The organism is Caballeronia sp. LZ065, from assembly GCF_031450975.1.
GTDB lineage: Bacteria > Pseudomonadota > Gammaproteobacteria > Burkholderiales > Burkholderiaceae > Caballeronia.
The window spans coordinates 821,005-838,440 of the sequence record NZ_JARUXV010000003.1 but is presented as its reverse complement, the minus strand read 5'-3'; the positions used below and the strand labels follow the sequence as shown (position 1 = coordinate 838,440).

The window sequence follows — 17,436 nt, the reverse complement described above, 5'->3', positions numbered from 1 at the left end:
TGCGTCACGAAACTTTGTGGACAACCAGCCAAGGATAGCCATGGAAAACCAGATTGATCCGGTCGAGGCGGGTGTTCCCGCTCCAGACGTGACAGCAAAACCGAAGCCGCCTTCGATACGATGGATCGGCAAGGGCGTGGCGGGCCTGGTGGTCGTTGCGGTGGCCGCGACGGCGTTCCAGTTGCACCGCTCCGGCGCGGCGCCGGTCACGGTGGCGCCGCCACCTTCGGTGACGATCAGCACGCCGTTGCAGCGCGACATAGAAGGCCGGCTCGGGTTTCTCGGGCAGTTCTCGGCGGTGAATCGTGTGGAACTGCGTGCGCAGGTGGGCGGGACGCTGACGCGCATCCTGTTCAAGGACGGCGATGTCGTGCATCAGGGCGATCTGTTGTTCGAGATCGATCCCGAGCCGTATCAGATCAAGCTCGCGGAGACGACCGCCGAACTCGGCGCAGCGAATGCGCGACTGGCGCTGGCGACCCGCGAATTGGCCCGCGCACAGGAACTGCAACGCGCGGAAGCGGGCACCGCGCAGAACGTCGATCAGAAAGTGGCCGAGCAGCGCGCCGCGCAGGCCGCCGTGGACGGCGCCACCGCGCGGGTCCGCGATGCACGCTTCGACCTGGACCGCTGCCGGATCGTGGCGCCGTTCACGGGGCGCATGGGCACGCATCTCGTCTCGACGGGCAATCTGGTTTCAGGCAGCCGCGCCGGCAGCGGCCCGACGACGCTGCTTGCGACGCTCGTGTCGCTCGATCCGGTCTATCTGGACTTCGACATCAGCGAGAACGACTACGCGGCGTTCCAGCGGGCGCGCGGCAATCTGCAAGGGCCGCTGTCCGACACGGTGAGCCTGTCTCCCACCGGCGACAGCGGCTTCACGCGCACCGGCAAGCTCGACTTCATCGACAACGCGCTCGACCGTTCGAGCGGCACCATTCACGCGCGCGCGACGATCCCGAATCGCGATCTCGCGCTGACGCCCGGCGGCTTCGCGCGGGTCCGGCTGGCGACGACCGCGCCGCAACCGGCCTTGCTCTTGCCCGACGCCGCCGTGCTCGACGATCAGACTGATCACATGGTGTACGTGGTCGGCGCGGACGACGTGGCGACGCCGAGAAAGGTGCAGGTCGGCGACCTGCGCGACGGCTTGCGCGTGATCCGTTCCGGGCTGGCGCCGACCGACCGTGTCGTGATCGACGGCATTCCGTCCGTTCACCCCGGTTCGAAGATCAACCCGCGCACGGGGACGATCCAGTTTTCGGCCGAGCCGCATGCCGATGGAGCGAAATCATGAAACTGACGCACTTCTTCATCGAGCATCCGCGCTTTGCAGCGGTGCTCAATATCTTCGTCGTACTCGTCGGCCTCGCGACGATGTTCAAGCTGCCGGTCGCGCAGTATCCGAACATCGTGCCCACGACGATTCAGATCACGACCTCGTATCCCGGCGCATCGGCGGATACGATCGCGCGCACGGTCGCCACGCCGCTGGAGCAGTCCATCAACGGCGTCGAGAACATGGATTACATCGCGAGCCAGTCGACCAGCAACGGGCAACTGACGATCACGGTGATCTTCAAGGTGGGCACGAATCCGGACACGGCGCTGCTGCTCACGCGCAGCCGCGTGGAGGACACGCTGTCGCGCCTGCCCGCCGATGTGCAATTGCAGGGCGTCCAGGTCAAGAAGACGATCCAGGCGCTGCTGCTCGGCGTCCACGTCTATTCGCCCGATGGTTCACGCAGCCCGGAGTATCTGTCGAACTACATGCTCAAGGTGCGCGATCAGATTGCGCGACTGCCGGGCGTGTCGGACTTCCAGTTGTTCGGGGAGCGGCAGTATGCGATGCGCATCTGGATCGATCCGGACAAGGCCGCTTCATACCGTATCAGCGCGGGTGAGATCCTCGCGGCGCTGCGTGCGCAGAACGCCGCCGTGTCGGCGGGCGTGCTGAATCAACCGCCTGTGTCGAACCAGGGCACGGGTGCGTATCAGATCAATGTCGAGGCGCTGGGCCGCTTGAGCACGGCTGAGCAGTTCGGCGACGTGGTGGTGAAATCAGATCCACAGGGACGTGTCACGCGGATTCGCGACATCGGCCGGGTCGAGCTGGGTTCCGTGGACTACGGCTCGAAAGCCTATGCCGACCGCTATGCATCCACGCCGTGGTTCGTGATCGCGACGCCCGATGCGAATGTCGTGCAAGTGGAACACGACGTCTGGGCGAAGATGGCCGAGTTGAAGAAAAGCTTTCCTCCCGGCGTCGACTACATCAGGATCTATGACCCGACGACCTTCGTGTCCCAATCGATTCACGAAGTGGCGGTGACGATCGGCATTGCCATCCTGCTCGTCGTGGGCGTCGTGTATCTGTTCCTGCAGAACTGGCGCGCCACGCTCATTCCGGTGGTCGCCATTCCGGTGTCGCTCGTGGGCACCTTCACCGTGCTGTCCCTCTTCGGTGCGTCGATCAATAACCTGTCGCTGTTCGGACTGGTGCTGGCGGTGGGCATCGTCGTGGATGATGCGATCGTGGTGGTCGAGAACGTCGAGCGCAACATGGCGCTCGGCATGAGTCCGCGCGAAGCCGCGCACCAGACGATGAAGGAAGTGTCGACGGCGATCATCGCGATCGCGCTGACGTTGTGCGCGGTGTTCGGACCGACTGCGCTGATGTCCGGCATCTCGGGCCTGTTCTTCAAGCAGTTCGCGATCACCATCGCCGCCTCCACGGTCATCTCGTGCTTCGTCTCGCTGACGCTGAGCCCGGCGCTCTGTGCCGTGCTGCTCAGGCCGCATGAGATGGAGAAGACGCATGGTGGTTCCACGGCGCTGGGGCGTCTGCATCATGCGGTGTTCGGCCGCTTCAACGCATCGTTCGAATGGCTCTCGTCGAAGTACGGGATGATGACCGGCCGCGCCGTGCGTGCGACCACGGTGATGCTGGTCGTCTACGCGGGGCTGATCGCGGCAACCGGGTTGCAGATGTCGAGAATGCCGACGGGCTTCATTCCCGAGCAGGACATCGGTTATCAGGCGGTCATTGCGTTCCTGCCGCCGGGCGCGAGTCTCGAACGCACCGACAAGGTGATTCGCGAGATCAACGACATCGTGCTCGATACGCCGGGACTCAAGGGCGTCACGCACACCTCGCCGGTATCCGGTTTCGATGTGACGACCGGCACCATCGCGCCGAACGTGGGGACGCTGTTCTACGGTCTGCCTTCGCTGTATGGCAAGCATGTGCCGGGCGTCAATGCGGCCTCGATGCTGGTCGAGTTGCGCAAGCGCGTGGCCGGGGTGAAGGACGCCGTGGTCGTGGTGGTGAACCCGCCGCCGGTGCAGGGCCTGGGCGCGGCGGGCGGCTTCAAGCTGATGCTGGAAGACCGTGGCGGCCTCGGTCCGCAAGCGCTCGCGGACGCGGCGCATGCGCTGGTGGCGGCGGCGAACAAGGACAAGACCTTCGGCGGCGTGTTCACGCTGTTCGATGCAGGCGCGCCGTCGGTCTATGCGGATGTCGACCGTCTCAAGGCACAGAAGATCGGCCTGACGCCGACAGACGTGTTCTCGACGATGGAGCTCTATCTCGGCTCGCAGTATGTGAACGACTTCAACTTCATGGGGCGCACGTATCAGGTGCGGGTGCAGGGCGACGAGGCGTTCCGCCGGACGCCGGAGGACATCGGCAGGCTCAAGGTGCGCAATGCCAGCGGCGACATGGTTCCGATCAGCAGCGTGGCGACCTTCCAGCGTGACACGCAGCCGTATCGCGTGCCGCGCTACAACATGTATCCGGCAGCGGAAATCATGGGGGCGGCGGGTCCGGGGCTGTCATCGGGCGATGCCATCGAACGCATGGAACAACTCGCCCAGCAGGTACTGCCGAACGGCATCACGTATGAATGGACCGACCTCGCTCATCAGCAGAAAGAGCAGACCATGTCGCCGCTGGTGATTTTCGCCGCGTCGGCGCTGTTCGTGTTCCTCGTGCTGGCCGCGCAATACGAAAGCTGGAAGACGCCGCTTGCAATCGTGCTGATCGTGCCGATGTGTCTGCTCGCGGCGGCGATCGGTCTGAACATGCGCGGCATGCCGATCGACATTCTTGCGCAGATCGGTTTCGTGGTGCTCGTGGGACTCGCGGCGAAGAACGCGATCCTGATCGTCGAGTTCGCGCGGCAACGTCAGGAAGAAGACGGTCGCAATGCGGAAGACGCCGCCACACAGGCTGCACGCGTGCGCCTGAGGCCGATCCTGATGACGTCGTTTGCGTTCATCGCCGGGGTGGCGCCGCTCGCCATCGCTCACGGTGCGGGCGCGGAGATGCGGCAGTCGCTCGGGACGACGGTGTTTTTCGGCATGCTCGGCGTCACGCTCTTCGGTCTTGCCTTCACGCCCGCGTTCTATGCCTTCGTACGCAAGGTGGGCGCACACGACGTGCGCGCGCTGCCGCGCAAACTCAGCAGTGGAGAAACGAAATGAACAGCTTCTCGTTGAGAACCTCCAAGGCGATTGCGGGCAGCCTGTTCGTCAGCGCGTTTCTGGCGGCTTGCGCGGTGGGTCCGGATTATGTCGCGCCGGACACGCACATGGAGCCGTTTCATCACGCGCAGCGCGTCGCCGAACGGCCGACCACGCTGCCCGCGCCGAGCCTCGATAGCTGGTGGACCGGCTTCAACGATCCCGAACTGGTCACCGTGGTGCAGCGCGCGCTGGCCCAGAACCTCAGCATCCAGGCCGCGATGGCGCGCGTCGCGCAGTCGCGGGCGGCGGCGCAGGCAGCGGGGGCGCAGTTGCTGCCGACCGTCGATCTGAACGCGTCGTACACGGCGGAGCATCAAAGCGTACGGAGTCCGCTTGGCACGCTTGCCAGCGCATTCCCGAACTATAGCCGCGATCAGAAGCAATACGTCGCGGGCGCGACCGCAAGTTGGGAAATCGATCTCGCGGGCGGTCTGCGGCGTGCCCATGCGGCCGCCACGGCCGAAGCACAGGCCGCCGAAGCCGCGCAGCTTGGCACCCGCGTCACGGTCGCCGCGGATGCCGCCGATGCCTACTTGCAGATCCGCGGATTGCAGGCGCAACTGACGGTCACGCAGGATCAGGTGGACACGGATGCACGCTTGCTCGATTTGGTGAAGGCGCGCAGGCAGGCCGGTGCATCCGACGAACGCGAAGTGGCGCAGGCGGAAGCGCTGCTGCGACAGGCGCGTGCGCGCGTGCCGAGCCTGCGGATTTCGCTTGAAGCGCAATTGAACCGGCTCGATGTGCTGTTGGGCGCGCAGCCCGGCACCTACGCGGCGGAACTCGGCGCGCATGCCGGCGCGATTCCCGATGTTCCGGCGGTCAGCAGCAACGATGCCCCGCTCGATGTGTTGCGGCGTCGTCCCGACATCATCGCGGCCGAGCGGCATTTGGCCGCGTCGAACGAGGGCATCGGCGTGGCGCTGGCCGAGTATTACCCGAAGGTCTCGCTGGCCGGCGCACTCGGTTTCGACAGTATCTCGGCCGGTCACTTCCTCAGCGCCAAGGCGTTTCAGCCGATGGGCACGGGCGCGCTGCGCTGGCGTCTGTTCGACTTCGGCAAGGTGGACGCCGAAGTGAAGAGCGCGCGCGGCGCGTATGCGGAAGCGCTGGCGCAATACCGGGAAGCGGCGCTGAAGGCGACCGAGGACGTCGAGGACGCCTTCATGACGCTCTCGCAAACCGGCCTTCGTGCGCAGGAAGTGCAACAGGAAGTCGATGCGCTGACGCGAGCTCGCGATCTCTCGGAGAAGGCGTATCGCGCGGGTTCGATCACGCTCACCGACGTGCTCGACGCGGACCGGCAACTGCTCGTCGCGCGTGACGATCTCGATGCGACGCGGGCCGACGTGGCGCGTGCCGCCGTGAGGACGTTCCGTGCGCTGGGCGGCGGCTGGGATGCGTCGGGAGAGAAGCTGGCCGCGCAGGACTGATTGCCCGCACTTCACCGCCTCATGGGGAACAGCTTCCCACTTCGGGGCGGTAGTGCGGGACAGTCGACTCTCCTATAGTTTCGTCACGCAACGCAACGCAATGCATTCAAGAGCCGCTTCTCCAGGGCTTCACTTCCTTCGGGAGACATCGAAATGGATCGTCGTCTACTTACGCTCGCGCTCGGCATGTTCGCGCTCGGCACGGACAGCTTCGTCTTCGCGGGCATCCTGCCTGAAATCGCCCGTTCGTTCGACGTGAGCATCGGCGCGGCGGGACAGCTCATCAGCGTCTATGCGCTTAGCTATGCACTGCTGGGACCGACCATCGCCGCACTGGCCGCGAACGTCAGCCGCAAACGTCTGCTTCTGAGCGGCATCGGGCTCTTTGTCGTGGCCAACCTCGGCACCATCGTGGCACCGAACCTGGGGCTGGCACTGGCCACGCGCGCGCTGGCGGGACTCGGCGCGGCGATGTTCTCGCCGACCGCCAGCGGCACCGCCGCAGCATTGGTGCCCCCGGAGCGGCGCGGCTATGCACTGTCGATCATCGTGGCGGGCCTGACCACGGCGACCGCACTCGGCTCGCCGATCGGCGCAGTCATCGGCGGCCTGGCGGGCTGGCACTGGACGATGGTGCTGGTCGCTGCGCTCGGCGCCGGGGCATTCGTGGGCATTCTCGCGTTCATGCCCGAGGTGCCGCTACCGCCGGCCATCTCGCTGCGTCAACGACTGTCGCCGCTGACCGATGCGCGCGTCGGACTGACACTTGCAACAACGGTACTGGCGCAGATCGGCACCTTCATCATCTTCAGCTACTTCGCGGTGGTGTTCGACCGTGCGACCGGCCACAGCCCGTTGGTGCTGGGCGGGCTGCTGGTGCTCTGGGGCCTGGCCGGGACGTTCTCGAACCTGCTGACGGGGCGCGTGCTGGACCGGATCGGCTCGCACAAGGTGGTGGTGATCAAGCTGACGATCGTCGCGCTGGTCATCTTCACTTTGCCGTTCACCAGCGCGCATCTGTGGAGTGCTGCGCTCGCGGTGACGGTGTGGGGCGCCTGTGCGTGGGGCGTGCTGGTGCCGCAGCAATTCCGCCTCGCAAGCCTCAACCCGCCGATGACCGCCGTGCTGGTCGGCCTCAACACGTCGGCGACGTATGTGGGCGTGTCGATTGCCGGTACGCTGGGCGCCGCCGTGATCCCGCTGACGGGGAGCCACAGCCTGGGCTATCTCGCCGCGGTTCCGGTGGTGATCGCGATCCTGGTCTCCGGGCTGGCGACGCGCCGCATCGCATCGTTCGCAGGTTCAAAGTGCACGGCGGCGGCCTGAATCCGGCCACCGCTTTCATGCAGGTTTTTTGCATTCAAGATTCAATCAAGTTCTTTGCATTCGACATTCAAAATTCACTTCTGAGGAAACAGTCATGTCCAAGGTAGAGACGTTTCGCAGCTTGCACAGTCAATCGACGCCCCTTCTATTGCCGAATGCATGGGATGCGGGCAGCGCGCGGCTCATCGAGGCTCAGGGAGCATCGGCGATTGCAACGACCAGCGCGGGATTTGCATGGGCGCTTGGTTATCCCGACGGCCGCATGCTGCCGTTCGATGAAGTCCTCGCCTCCGTTCGACGGATCGTGCGCGTCCTCGCGGTGCCATTGTCGGTGGATGTCGAACACGGCTATGCCGACGATCCGAAGACCGTCGCGGAACACGTGCTGCGGCTGGCGGATCTGGGGATTGCGGGCATCAACATCGAAGACGGACCGGACCCGGCGTCGCTGCTGGCCGCGAAGATCGAGGCGATCAAGGCAGCCGTGACGAACGCCGGCCTGGACCTCTTCGTCAACGCGCGCAGCGACGTGTTTCTTGCGAGCCTCGTCGAACCGGCGAAGCAGCCGCAGGAGGCGATTGCGCGCGGCGGCCTATATGCATCAGCCGGTGCGGACGGCCTGTTCGTTCCGGCGCTGACGCGGCCGTCCGACATCGAGACGGTTGTGCGGGACATCCGGCTGCCGTTGAACGTGATGGCGCTGCCGGGCCTGCCCGATGCCGCGACGCTCGGGACACTCGGCGTGCGACGGCTCAGCGCGGGCAGCGGCATCGCGCAAGTGGTGCTCGGCAGGACGAAGGCCTTGGCCGTGGACTTCCTCGCGCATGGCCGTTCCGAGGCGCTCGACGACACGCCCCTGCCGTACGGCGAAATTCAAGGATTGTTCAACTGATGGATCGGCAGGGGCGGAACCACGCCCTTCGCGATGTTGCATTCAATAAACCACTCTGGAGAAGGACATGATGCTCGAAGGAAAACGCGCGCTGGTGACCGGCGCAAGCCGTGGTATCGGCGCTTCAATTGCGAAGGCTCTGGCGGCGGCCGGCGCGGACGTTGCAATCACGTATGAGAAGTCGGCGGAACAGGCCGCGCAGGTTGTGCAGGCGATCGAGGCGGAAGGCCGCCGTGGCGTCGCGATTCAGGCGAACAGCGCGGATGCGGCGGCGATCCACGCATCGGTGCAGAAGACGGCGGAGGCGCTGGGCGGGCTCGATATCCTGGTCAACAACGCCGGCATCTTGCGCATGGGCGATGTGAAGGACATTTCGCTCGAAGATATCGACGCGACGCTGAACGTGAACGTGCGCGCCCCGATCCTTGCAGCGAAGGCGGCGATTCCGCACCTGAAGGCGGGTGGCCGCGTGATTTCGATTGGCAGCTACTTCGCGGACCGGGTTCCCGCTTCGTTGCTTGGCGTCTATTCCGCGTCGAAGTCCGCGCTCGTGGCGTTCACGCAGGGCCTGGCGAGAGAACTCGGTCCGCAGCGGATCACCGCGAACCTCGTGCAGCCCGGCTCAATCAATACGGACATGAATCCGGTGGAAGGTCCGTTCGGGCCGACGCTGAAAGCGCTGACGGCCACCGGCGACTACGGCACGGGCGAGGATATCGCGCAGGCGGTGGTCTTCCTGGCGAGCGCGAACGCCGGCTACATCACCGGCGCGACGCTCACGGTGGATGGCGGCGCGAACGCCTGAAGACGAGGGTGTTTTTGTACACCGGCCCGCTATCGTCCTGCACGACGGCGGCGCCGGCTCAAACATCGAGACAACTATGCGACAGCGCTTTCGTCCTCGCGGGCAGGTTTTGTGTATGAGCTCGCGCAGGCTTTCAATCTATCGGAAAGCTCAAAAATGGCATCCAGATTCTCCAGATGCACCCGATCCTCTTCCTTCTTGTCGTCGAACACGCCGATCACAAGCCGGCTTTCATTCTTGAACCGCAATCTGCAGATGGGTTTGCGATTGTTATCGTCAAAGAGAATCGCGCAATAGCTTGCCGCGCCGCGCATCGCCACCATCCTTGGCGATATGACCGGCCGCAGGATTGCCCGGATAATCTGGAATGCCTCGACCTCGATAGCAGTCGGCTCGGATGCATCACCGGACGCCGTGTCGCTCCCTGCCTGTGGAGCCGCTGGAAGCAACGCCGGTTCCGGCGTCATTGCTCCCTTGAGACGACCATTGATCTTGTCAGCCACCAGTTGCTGAAAAGCGTGTTTCGTGATCTGCGTAAATTGATCCTTCACTGTGGTCCTGAAATGTTTGCCGGCCAGGAATTCCGCAGACACGAGCCGGACGAATTCCTCGGGAGGCTCAGCCATCCATTCGTTCAGGGTATTCTTGATTGCACGCGTATATTTGAGGTGGTTTGCCGTGGTCAGGATATTTTCGAGGTCAAACGCAGCTTTGGCGAATTTCTTCAGCTCATCGACATCCTGGTCACGAAAGTCAACGATATTGAATTCGAAAAACGGCTTCTCGTCCATCTTGTTCGGCTGTTCAAGATCAGTGAAGAACCGATAGACGAGACCATTTGTCAATACCCCGAATCGTGCTTCCGTAACGTGGAAATAGCGGAAAAGCTGGCTCGCATGATTGATGTTCAGATCGCCGCCGGATTTTTTGCACTCGAACAGCATGATTGGTTTGCCGTCTTTCAGGATCGCATAGTCCACCTTCTCGCCTTTCTTCGTGCCAACATCAGCGATCAGTTCAGGCGTCACCTCAAGAGGATCAAAGACGTTATATCCCAGCAGATGGATGAACGGCATCACCATGGCATTCTTGGTTGCCTCTTCGGTTTGCACCATATCTTTTGCAGTTGCGATGCGTGCTGCCAAAGTCCTCACTTCATCGATGAAATCCATTTTCTCTTCTTCTCCGTTTTCAGACGAATCGATCCCGCGCGAGAGTCCCACGATCCGTCCTTTGTGAACGTCAAAGAATGTCAAGCTTTGTAAGGGTGCAACGAAGCTTCAGAAATCGAATTTTTCTGATTGCGTTACAGCTTGATTGTGGTGTTGGGTATGTGTGTGCGGCGCGTACCGGTTCAAGCGACCGGGTAAGGGCGCGAGGACGATCCGAAGACGGCACGCCTTGCCAACCGCCGCGAACCCGGAGGTAGCGGGATTAAGTCGAGGCCTTGGGTTTGTCGATGCATCTTGCTCCAGTGCACCGGAAGAAACTGGTGCACTGCCTTGCTTGGAGACTTACCAACCAATCGCCGCGCCGTCGCTGCGCGGATCGTGGCCGCCTTCGAAGCAGCCGTTCGGGTAGCGGATGATGGCCCCGGCGTGACCCATGGTTTCGTCGTAGGGCAGCAGGACATCGACTTCATGACCGAGCTGGCGCAGCGCGGCCACGGTTGCATCGCCGAAACGCGCTTCCAGCTTCAGCGAATCGCTTGCCTGTCCCCAAGTGCGGCCGAGCAGCCAACGCGGCGCGTCGATGGCCGATTGCGGATTCCAGCCATACCGCGCGATGCGCGTGAACACCGCGCTTTGCGATTGCGGCTGGCCATCGCCGCCCATGTTGCCGTAGACCATCACGCGTCCATCGGCGAAGCGCGCCAGGGCGGGATTCAGCGTGTGGAACGGACGCCTGCCCGGCATCAGCGGATTGAGCGAGGCAGCGTCGAGTGAGAAGCTGCAGCCGCGGTTCTGCCAGTTCACGCCCGAACCCGGCAGGACGACGCCGCTGCCGAACTCGTGATAGATGCTCTGGATGAAGCTCACGGCGACGCCATCACCATCGACGACGCCGAGCCATACGGTATCGGCGGGACCGCGTCCGTTGCCCCACGGCGCGGCCTGCGTGGAAGAGATCTGCGCGGCGAGGGTGTCGAGGCGGGCGGGATCGAGCAGAGTCTGCGGATCGACGTCCATGTGATCGGGATCGGTGATGTGCGCATCGCGGATCCTGAAGGCGAGCTTGGTCGCTTCGACGCACGCATGCACATACTCGGGGCCAAGCGGATCCATGTCGTCGCGCAACACGCGGTCCAGCAATCCGACAATGAGCAGTGACACGAGTCCCTGTGTGGGCGGCGGCATGTTGTAGACCGTGCCGAGCGAATGCGTGAGCGCGAGCGGCGTCACCAGGCGCGCGCGATGCCGCTCGAAGTCCTCCAGCGCAAGCGGGCTGCCGAGTGCGCCCAGTTCCTGCGCGAGTGTGCGCGCGAGATCGCCGCGATAGAAGTCGTCGAGACCGTTACGAACAAGCTGCGCGAGGGTCGCGGCCATGCGCGGCTGCGTGAAGCGGGCGCCGGCGCGTGGCGGGGCGCTATCGAGTGCGTCGGGCATGAAGGTTTCGGCGAAGCCCGGCACGTTCTCCAGTTCGCTGCGCTTGGCCGCGACGCAGCGCGCCTGGCTGTCGGTGACGGGCACGCCGTGGGTGGCGTAGGAAATGGCGTCGTCGAGCAGGCGCGCGACCGGCAGGCGGCCGCCGAGCGTGTTCGCGGACCAGTCGAATGCGGTCTTCCATCCCGATACGGTGCCGGCCATCGTGTTCGCCGCCAGCGCGCCGCGATGCGGAATGCGGTCGAGTCCGAGCGCGCGATATCGTTCGATGCTCGCGGCCGAGGCGGCGGACCCGCACGCTTCGATGCCGACGGGCGGCTCGCCCGGACGCGAGATCAGCCAGAAGCCGTCCCCGCCGATACCGTTCATGTGCGGATAGACCACCGCGATGGTGGCGGCGGCGGAGATCATCGCTTCGACTGCATTGCCGCCTTCGCGCAGCACGGCGAGGGCGCTTTGCGTCGCGAGCGAATGCGGCGCGACAGCCATGCCGCGGGTGCCGCGCGAGGGGTTGGAGTGCTGGAAGTTCATGAGGGCGCGTTCGGAATGATTGAGAGGCAGATGCGCGAGGTTCTGGCGCGTTTTGCCTCATTGTCGGTGGCCGAAAGAATCGCGTCCAATGAAACCGCGGCATGGTGGGATTCAGCCGCTGTTGGCCGGGCACAATGAAGCGCTCTGCATACGGCGCACGGCGGATCGCGCGTACCCGACTGTCTCCGTGCCCATCAGACGGCGCGCTTTTGAACCCCCGGCAGCTGTATAAGGGCTTTACGAAACCGATCCGCAATTCGCGAGTATTTCGCGAAACGCGTTCAGCTTTTTATCGGAATTGACCGCTCAGGTCTTTGAGGCGGTACGGAAGCGCGCCGGAAGAGGCGAGCGAAGCACGGGCGCTCGTGCCCGATCGCGACGTCTCGCTCACGAAGCACCCGCTGTTGCAAAAAAAAAGCGGAACCGGTCGTTCCGCAAGCGTCTTCAGTCCGTGGACGAGCGACTACAGCAGCCTCCGTTCGGTCCTGAATCATGCAAGGACTCGAGAAGGGAAAGCGCTGCCGCGCCGCCGCCCAGCCCGAACCTGCTTACTTCTCGATCTGCTGATTCCAGCGCTGATCCCACTGCGCGCGGTTCGCATTGATGGTGTCCCAGTCCACCACCGTCACTTTCTTCACGAGCGTATTCAGGTCGCCGAGATTCTTCTCCATATCCGGCGTCATCTTCGCGTGCGAGTTCGTGGGGATCTGCTTGCCGGCTTCGGCCGCCTTGGTCTGCGCGGGCGCCGACAGCAGATATTGCGCGAGCTTCTGCGCAAGCGCCGGATCGGGATTGTTCTTCACGACGCACAGATCGACCAGCAGCAACACCGCGCCTTCCTTCGGCGCGACGTAGGCCACCGGCAGGCCCTTGTCCTTCAGGTCGCCGATGGCGGTCGGCGTGAGCGGAAACAATCCCGCTTCGCCCGTCGTGATCATCTCGGAGAGCTTCGCCGAGTTCGGAATGTATTCGACGACATTCGGGCCGACCGTCGACGCCCATTTGCTGAAGCCCGGCTCGACATTCTTCTCGCTTCCGCCGAGCAGACGGTTGATCGCGAGGAAACCATGCAGGCCGAACGTGCTGCTGGACGCCGACTGGAACACGACCTTGCCCTTGTATTTCGGATCGGCGAAGTCCATCCACGAAGTCGGCGGCGCCCAGCCCTTTTCCTTGAACAGCTTAGTGTTGTAGCCGATGCCCGTCATGCCGAGCTGCACGCCCGCGCCCATGTCATCCTTCAGACGCGCGAACGGATAGAGTTCCTTGAGCACGGGCGCGTCGTCGAGCTTCTGGCAGACGCCCATGCTGACCGCGCGCGCCATCACGCCGTCGTCGAGGAACGCGGCGTGGATCTGCGGACTGTTGCGGTTCGCGAGCAGCTTCGCAAGCACGTCCGACGACGTGCCGGGCACCACCACGACCTTGACGTTGTTGGCTTTCTCGAAGTCGGGCAGCACCTGGCTGGTGTAGGCCTTCTCCATCGGTCCACCGTTCATGCCGATGTAGATCGTCTTGCTCTGCGACCAGGCTTGCGACGTGACGCCGAACGCGACGAGCGCGGCAACGGAGGCGAGTGTGCGGGGCAGGTTCATCGTGATTGTCCTTGTTATGGCGATTGCGTTTGGGGTTAGTGAGCAGCGGAGAGCGGCATCCGGGTGAAGCGTTGAATCGAGAACGCGTCGATCGGCGTGCGGGTCTCGCCTTGCGTGACGAGTTCGGCGAGCACCTCGCCGACGCCGGGCGCAAGCAAAAAGCCTCCGCCCGAAAAACCGAATGCATGCAGCAGACGCGGCGTGGTGCGGCTCAGGCCGATGACCGGATTGCTGTCCGGCGTTTCGCCTTCCACGCCGCTCCAGGTGCGGATCAACAGCGCATCGCGCAGCGCGGGCAGCAGCGCGCAGGCATCGCGCATGACAGCGCGCGTGGTCGCGGTGGAGGGCTGGGCATACTCGCCGTCGCCATGACCGCGGCCGCCGCCGATCACGCAATTGCCGCGCTCCACCTGCCGCGCATACACCCCGCCGCCTACTACGCCGAGACTGTGGCCGATGAAGCGCGGCAGCGGCTCGGTCACCCACATGTTCGGATAGATGGGCTTCATCGGCACGGTCTCGCCGAAGCTGCCCGCAATACGATTGGCCCACGCGCCCGCGCTGTTGACGAGCCAGTCCGAGCTGATGCGGCGGTCGCCCGCGCGCATCTGGAAGCGCGTGCCGTCGAAGACGATATCGGCGAGCTCGGTCTGCTCGCGCACGTCGACACCGGCGCGACGCGCCGCATGCGCAAAGCCCGGCGAGACGAGACGCGGATTCGCATGACCATCGCTCGGACAAAGCGATCCGCCGATCGCCGCCGGACCCAGCCACGGATAACGCTTGCGAAACTCCGCGCCGCGCAACACCTGCGATTCGACGCCGTGCTCGCGTGCCATCGCGGACCATTGGTCGAGCACATCGAGATCGGCTTCGCGGCGTGCGAGCCGCAGATGACCCGACACCACCAGCTCGCCATCGATCCCGATCAGCTCGGGCAAGCGGGCATAAACGCGTCGCGCGCGCACCGCGAGCGGCATCTGCTCGGGACTGCGGCCTTGTGTGCGCACGCCGCCATAGTTCACGCCGCTCGCCTGCGCGCCACAGAAGCGTCGTTCGATCAGCGCAACCCGCAGGCCTTGCAATGCCAACGCAAGCGCCGTGGATGACCCGACAAGGCCGCCGCCCGCGATGACGATATCGTAGTGACGCGCATCACTCATCGTGGGCTTCCTCAGGCTGGACCTGCACGCCGTCGTCGTAGAGCATCGGCGTGATGGGAATGGGTTTGATGGGCGCCTGGCTGCGCAATCTGCCGACTTCGAAAGCCTGTTTGCCGGTTTCGGCTGCGAGCAGCGCCACGGCCGCTTCGCCGCACATGCGCCCCTGGCAGCGGCCCATGCCGATGCGCGTAAGCGCCTTCAGCCGGTTCACTTCGGTGGCGAGGCCGCTGCGCACGCACGCGCGCAGCGTGCCCGCGGTGACGTCCTCGCAGCGGCAGATCACGAGATCATCGGGCCAGCTTTGGGCGGCATGATCGGGCGGCGCGAACGCCTGCTCGATCCCGACGCGAAACGCGCCGATGCGCGCGAGTTGTCGTTCGAGTCGCGCGGCATCGGGCTGGCTATGACGATGCGTCATGATGCCGGAGTCTTCGATCAGCGCGAGCGCCGCACGTTGGCCCGCGAGTTCGGCGGCGTCCGCCCCGGCGATGCCTGCGCCGTCGCCCGCGAGATACACGTTGCGCACCGAACTGCGGCCGGCCGCATCGCGTTCCGGAATCCAGCAGCGATTGAGCGCATCGAAACGGAAGCGGCAACCGGCGAGATCGGCGAGTTGAGTCTCCGGACGCAGACCGAAACTGATGCCGACTGCATCGCAGTCCAGCGTGCGCGCCTCGCCGCGAGGTGTGCGCCAGCGTATCGCACGCACGGCGTCTTCGCCTTCGATGGCATCGAGCGTCACGCCGCGCTCGATACGCACGCCGCGCGCCTGCAACCATGCAACGTAATAGAGGCCCTTCGCGAACGTTGCGGGCTGGCTGAGCATGCGCGGCGCTGCGGCGGCCTGCCGTGCGAGCGGACTGGTATCGAGCACGGCGGCGATCTGCGCGCCTGCCTTCATGTATTGATAGGCGACGAGATAGAGCAATGGCCCCGTTCCCGCCAGCACGATGCGCGCGCCGATCGCACAACCTTGCGACTTCAGCGCGACCTGCGCGCCGCCGAGCGTGTAGACGCCTGCGAGGGTCCAACCGGGGAGCGGCATGACGCGATCGGTCGCGCCGCTCGCGATGAGCAGATGCGTGAACGGCACGCTGGCTTCGCGACCTGCGTGGAGCGTATCGAGCCGGTTCGCTTCGCATGACCAGACCAGCGTGCCGGGACGATAGTCGATCTCGGGCAGGAGCGCGGCAAACGCACGATGCACGGCATCGGCCTTGCGGGCTTCGAAACCGTACAGCGTGGACTTCGCGCGCGTGAAGCCCGCGTCCGCCGGCGGCTGGCGATAAATCTGTCCGCCCCAGCGCGGATTTTCATCGATGACCACGGGCCGGACGCCGGCGCCCACCAGCGTCTGCGCCGCGCGAATCCCCGCTGGGCCCGCGCCGACGATCACCACACGGCGCTCGTCGCTCATTGCGCATCCTCCGGGTTCAAGGTGCGTTGTGCGTGCGTGACGATGCGCATGCCCGCCTCGATGCGTGTCGAGCACGCGCGCATGCGCGTGCCGTCCTCGCCGCGCACCCAACAGTCCTGACACGCGCCGATCAGGCAGAAGCCCGCACGCGGCGCGCCGCTGAACTCGCTGTGGCGCACGTGCCGCTGCTGCACAAGGATCGCGGTGAGGAGCGTGTCGCCCGCGAGGGCTTGCGCCGGCTTGCCGTCGAGAATGAAGGGAACGGGCGCGCGTCCGGCTTCCGCCAGACGGACGAATTGCGGGGCGCAACGGGACGTCGGGGTAGTCATGAAATGTCGTTCAGTGCTGGCCGATCAGAATGCGGTTGAGCCCATACACGCGATCGAGGATCAGCATGGCTCCGGCGGTGATGAAGATCACCAGCGCGGACACGGAGGCCATCATCGGATCGATCGATTCGGTCGCGTACATGTACATGCGCACCGGCAGCGTGATGGTCTGGGGTGACGTGACGAAAACGGACATGGTCAGCTCGTCGAAGCTGTTGATGAAGGCGAGCAGCCAGCCGCCGGTGATGCCAGGCAGGATCATCGGCCAGGTGACGCGGCGGAAGGTGGTCCATGCGCCCGCGCCCAGCGACGCCGCCGCATGCTCGACGCTGCGGTCCATGCCGGTCACCGAAGCCAGCACGAGCCGCATGACGAACGGCGTGATGACGATCATGTGCGCAAGAATCAGCCACGCGAACGAACCGGTTGCGCCGATCATCGCGAAGAAACGCAGCATGGCGATGCCCAGCACGAGTCCGGGAATCACGAGCGGAGAAAGCAACAACGCGTTCAGGAAATTTCTGCCCGGAAAGCGCGCGCGGCCAATCGCGAGTCCCGCCGGCAACGCGATGACGAGCGAAAGCGTCGCCGATGCAAAAGCAAGCTTGATGCTGTTGAAAAAAGCCGAAATGAAATCCGGATAATCGAGGATCGCGCGGAACCAGCGCAGCGACAGCGCATGCGTGGGCAGCGTGAGCGTCTCTTCGGGCGTGAACGCGACCAGCACGACGACGGCGAGCGGCGCGAGCACGAAAAGAATGACGATGGTGTGGAACGCCAGGGCGATGGGACCGTTTTTACGCATGATGATTCGT

At 64.5% G+C, this 17,436-nt stretch carries 13 protein-coding genes; 6 read left to right on the top strand and 7 right to left on the bottom strand.

What is annotated here, in order from left to right; translation table 11 throughout:
* The first annotated feature begins 40 nt into the window (after nt 1–40).
* The 6 genes from QCE63_RS23770 (at nt 41) to QCE63_RS23745 (ending at nt 8,983) form a co-directional block, all read left to right on the top strand.
* Nucleotides 41–1,297, top strand: a complete 1,257-nt coding sequence (locus QCE63_RS23770) for an efflux RND transporter periplasmic adaptor subunit (protein WP_309836430.1) — start codon at nt 41–43, stop codon at nt 1,295–1,297.
* Nucleotides 1,294–4,485: an efflux RND transporter permease subunit gene (locus QCE63_RS23765; protein WP_309836427.1), complete on the top strand. Its 3,192-nt coding sequence runs from the start codon at nt 1,294–1,296 to the stop codon at nt 4,483–4,485. The genes QCE63_RS23770 and QCE63_RS23765 overlap by 4 nt, the downstream gene beginning before the upstream one ends.
* Nucleotides 4,482–5,960, top strand: a complete 1,479-nt coding sequence (locus tag QCE63_RS23760; protein WP_309836425.1) for an efflux transporter outer membrane subunit — start codon at nt 4,482–4,484, stop codon at nt 5,958–5,960. Before QCE63_RS23765 ends, QCE63_RS23760 begins: the two co-directional genes overlap by 4 nt.
* Nucleotides 5,961–6,113: 153 nt before the next feature.
* The gene (locus QCE63_RS23755) at nt 6,114–7,286 is read left to right on the top strand and encodes an MFS transporter (RefSeq protein ID WP_309836423.1); all 1,173 of its coding nucleotides are present in this window, start codon (nt 6,114–6,116) and stop codon (nt 7,284–7,286) included.
* A gap of 94 nt (nt 7,287–7,380) precedes the next feature.
* Nucleotides 7,381–8,178, top strand: a complete 798-nt coding sequence (locus QCE63_RS23750; protein ID WP_309836422.1) for an isocitrate lyase/phosphoenolpyruvate mutase family protein — start codon at nt 7,381–7,383, stop codon at nt 8,176–8,178.
* A 67-nt stretch (nt 8,179–8,245) separates the two neighbouring features.
* Nucleotides 8,246–8,983 carry an SDR family oxidoreductase gene (locus QCE63_RS23745; protein WP_309836420.1) on the top strand — a complete coding sequence of 246 codons (738 nt, stop codon included), beginning with the start codon at nt 8,246–8,248 and terminating at the stop codon, nt 8,981–8,983.
* Between the two features lie 74 nt (nt 8,984–9,057).
* On the opposite strand, the gene QCE63_RS23740 is transcribed toward QCE63_RS23745, so the two are convergent.
* From QCE63_RS23740 to QCE63_RS23710, 7 genes are all read right to left on the bottom strand, one after another.
* Nucleotides 9,058–10,206, bottom strand: coding sequence for a type I restriction endonuclease (locus QCE63_RS23740; protein ID WP_309836419.1), 1,149 nt, complete (start codon nt 10,204–10,206; stop codon nt 9,058–9,060).
* A gap of 291 nt (nt 10,207–10,497) precedes the next feature.
* The gene (locus QCE63_RS23735) at nt 10,498–12,117 is read right to left on the bottom strand and encodes a gamma-glutamyltransferase family protein (RefSeq protein ID WP_309836418.1); all 1,620 of its coding nucleotides are present in this window, start codon (nt 12,115–12,117) and stop codon (nt 10,498–10,500) included.
* A gap of 548 nt (nt 12,118–12,665) precedes the next feature.
* Nucleotides 12,666–13,712 (bottom strand): ABC transporter substrate-binding protein, encoded by a 1,047-nt coding sequence (locus QCE63_RS23730; RefSeq protein WP_309836416.1) that lies wholly within the window; start codon nt 13,710–13,712, stop codon nt 12,666–12,668.
* 35 nt (nt 13,713–13,747) lie between these two features.
* Nucleotides 13,748–14,875 carry an FAD-binding oxidoreductase gene (locus tag QCE63_RS23725; protein ID WP_309836414.1) on the bottom strand — a complete coding sequence of 376 codons (1,128 nt, stop codon included), beginning with the start codon at nt 14,873–14,875 and terminating at the stop codon, nt 13,748–13,750.
* On the bottom strand, nt 14,868–16,292 hold the full coding sequence (locus QCE63_RS23720) for an NAD(P)/FAD-dependent oxidoreductase (RefSeq protein WP_309836412.1): 1,425 nt from the start codon (nt 16,290–16,292) through the stop codon (nt 14,868–14,870). Before QCE63_RS23720 ends, QCE63_RS23725 begins: the two co-directional genes overlap by 8 nt.
* Nucleotides 16,289–16,621 carry a (2Fe-2S)-binding protein gene (locus tag QCE63_RS23715; RefSeq protein ID WP_309836411.1) on the bottom strand — a complete coding sequence of 111 codons (333 nt, stop codon included), beginning with the start codon at nt 16,619–16,621 and terminating at the stop codon, nt 16,289–16,291. The genes QCE63_RS23720 and QCE63_RS23715 overlap by 4 nt, the downstream gene beginning before the upstream one ends.
* Nucleotides 16,622–16,631: 10 nt before the next feature.
* On the bottom strand, nt 16,632–17,426 hold the full coding sequence (locus QCE63_RS23710) for an ABC transporter permease (RefSeq protein WP_309836410.1): 795 nt from the start codon (nt 17,424–17,426) through the stop codon (nt 16,632–16,634).
* Nucleotides 17,427–17,436: the final 10 nt, after the last annotated feature.

Coding starts and splice junctions, on each gene's coding strand:
- QCE63_RS23770 (WP_309836430.1), top strand. CDS start 41: ATGGAAAACCAGATTGATCCGGTCGAGGCGGGTGTTCCCGCTCCAGAC.
- QCE63_RS23765 (WP_309836427.1), top strand. CDS start 1,294: ATGAAACTGACGCACTTCTTCATCGAGCATCCGCGCTTTGCAGCGGTG.
- QCE63_RS23760 (WP_309836425.1), top strand. CDS start 4,482: ATGAACAGCTTCTCGTTGAGAACCTCCAAGGCGATTGCGGGCAGCCTG.
- QCE63_RS23755 (WP_309836423.1), top strand. CDS start 6,114: ATGGATCGTCGTCTACTTACGCTCGCGCTCGGCATGTTCGCGCTCGGC.
- QCE63_RS23750 (WP_309836422.1), top strand. CDS start 7,381: ATGTCCAAGGTAGAGACGTTTCGCAGCTTGCACAGTCAATCGACGCCC.
- QCE63_RS23745 (WP_309836420.1), top strand. CDS start 8,246: ATGATGCTCGAAGGAAAACGCGCGCTGGTGACCGGCGCAAGCCGTGGT.
- QCE63_RS23735 (WP_309836418.1), bottom strand. CDS start 12,117: ATGAACTTCCAGCACTCCAACCCCTCGCGCGGCACCCGCGGCATGGCT.
- QCE63_RS23730 (WP_309836416.1), bottom strand. CDS start 13,712: ATGAACCTGCCCCGCACACTCGCCTCCGTTGCCGCGCTCGTCGCGTTC.
- QCE63_RS23725 (WP_309836414.1), bottom strand. CDS start 14,875: ATGAGTGATGCGCGTCACTACGATATCGTCATCGCGGGCGGCGGCCTT.
- QCE63_RS23720 (WP_309836412.1), bottom strand. CDS start 16,292: ATGAGCGACGAGCGCCGTGTGGTGATCGTCGGCGCGGGCCCAGCGGGG.
- QCE63_RS23715 (WP_309836411.1), bottom strand. CDS start 16,621: ATGACTACCCCGACGTCCCGTTGCGCCCCGCAATTCGTCCGTCTGGCG.
- QCE63_RS23710 (WP_309836410.1), bottom strand. CDS start 17,426: ATGCGTAAAAACGGTCCCATCGCCCTGGCGTTCCACACCATCGTCATT.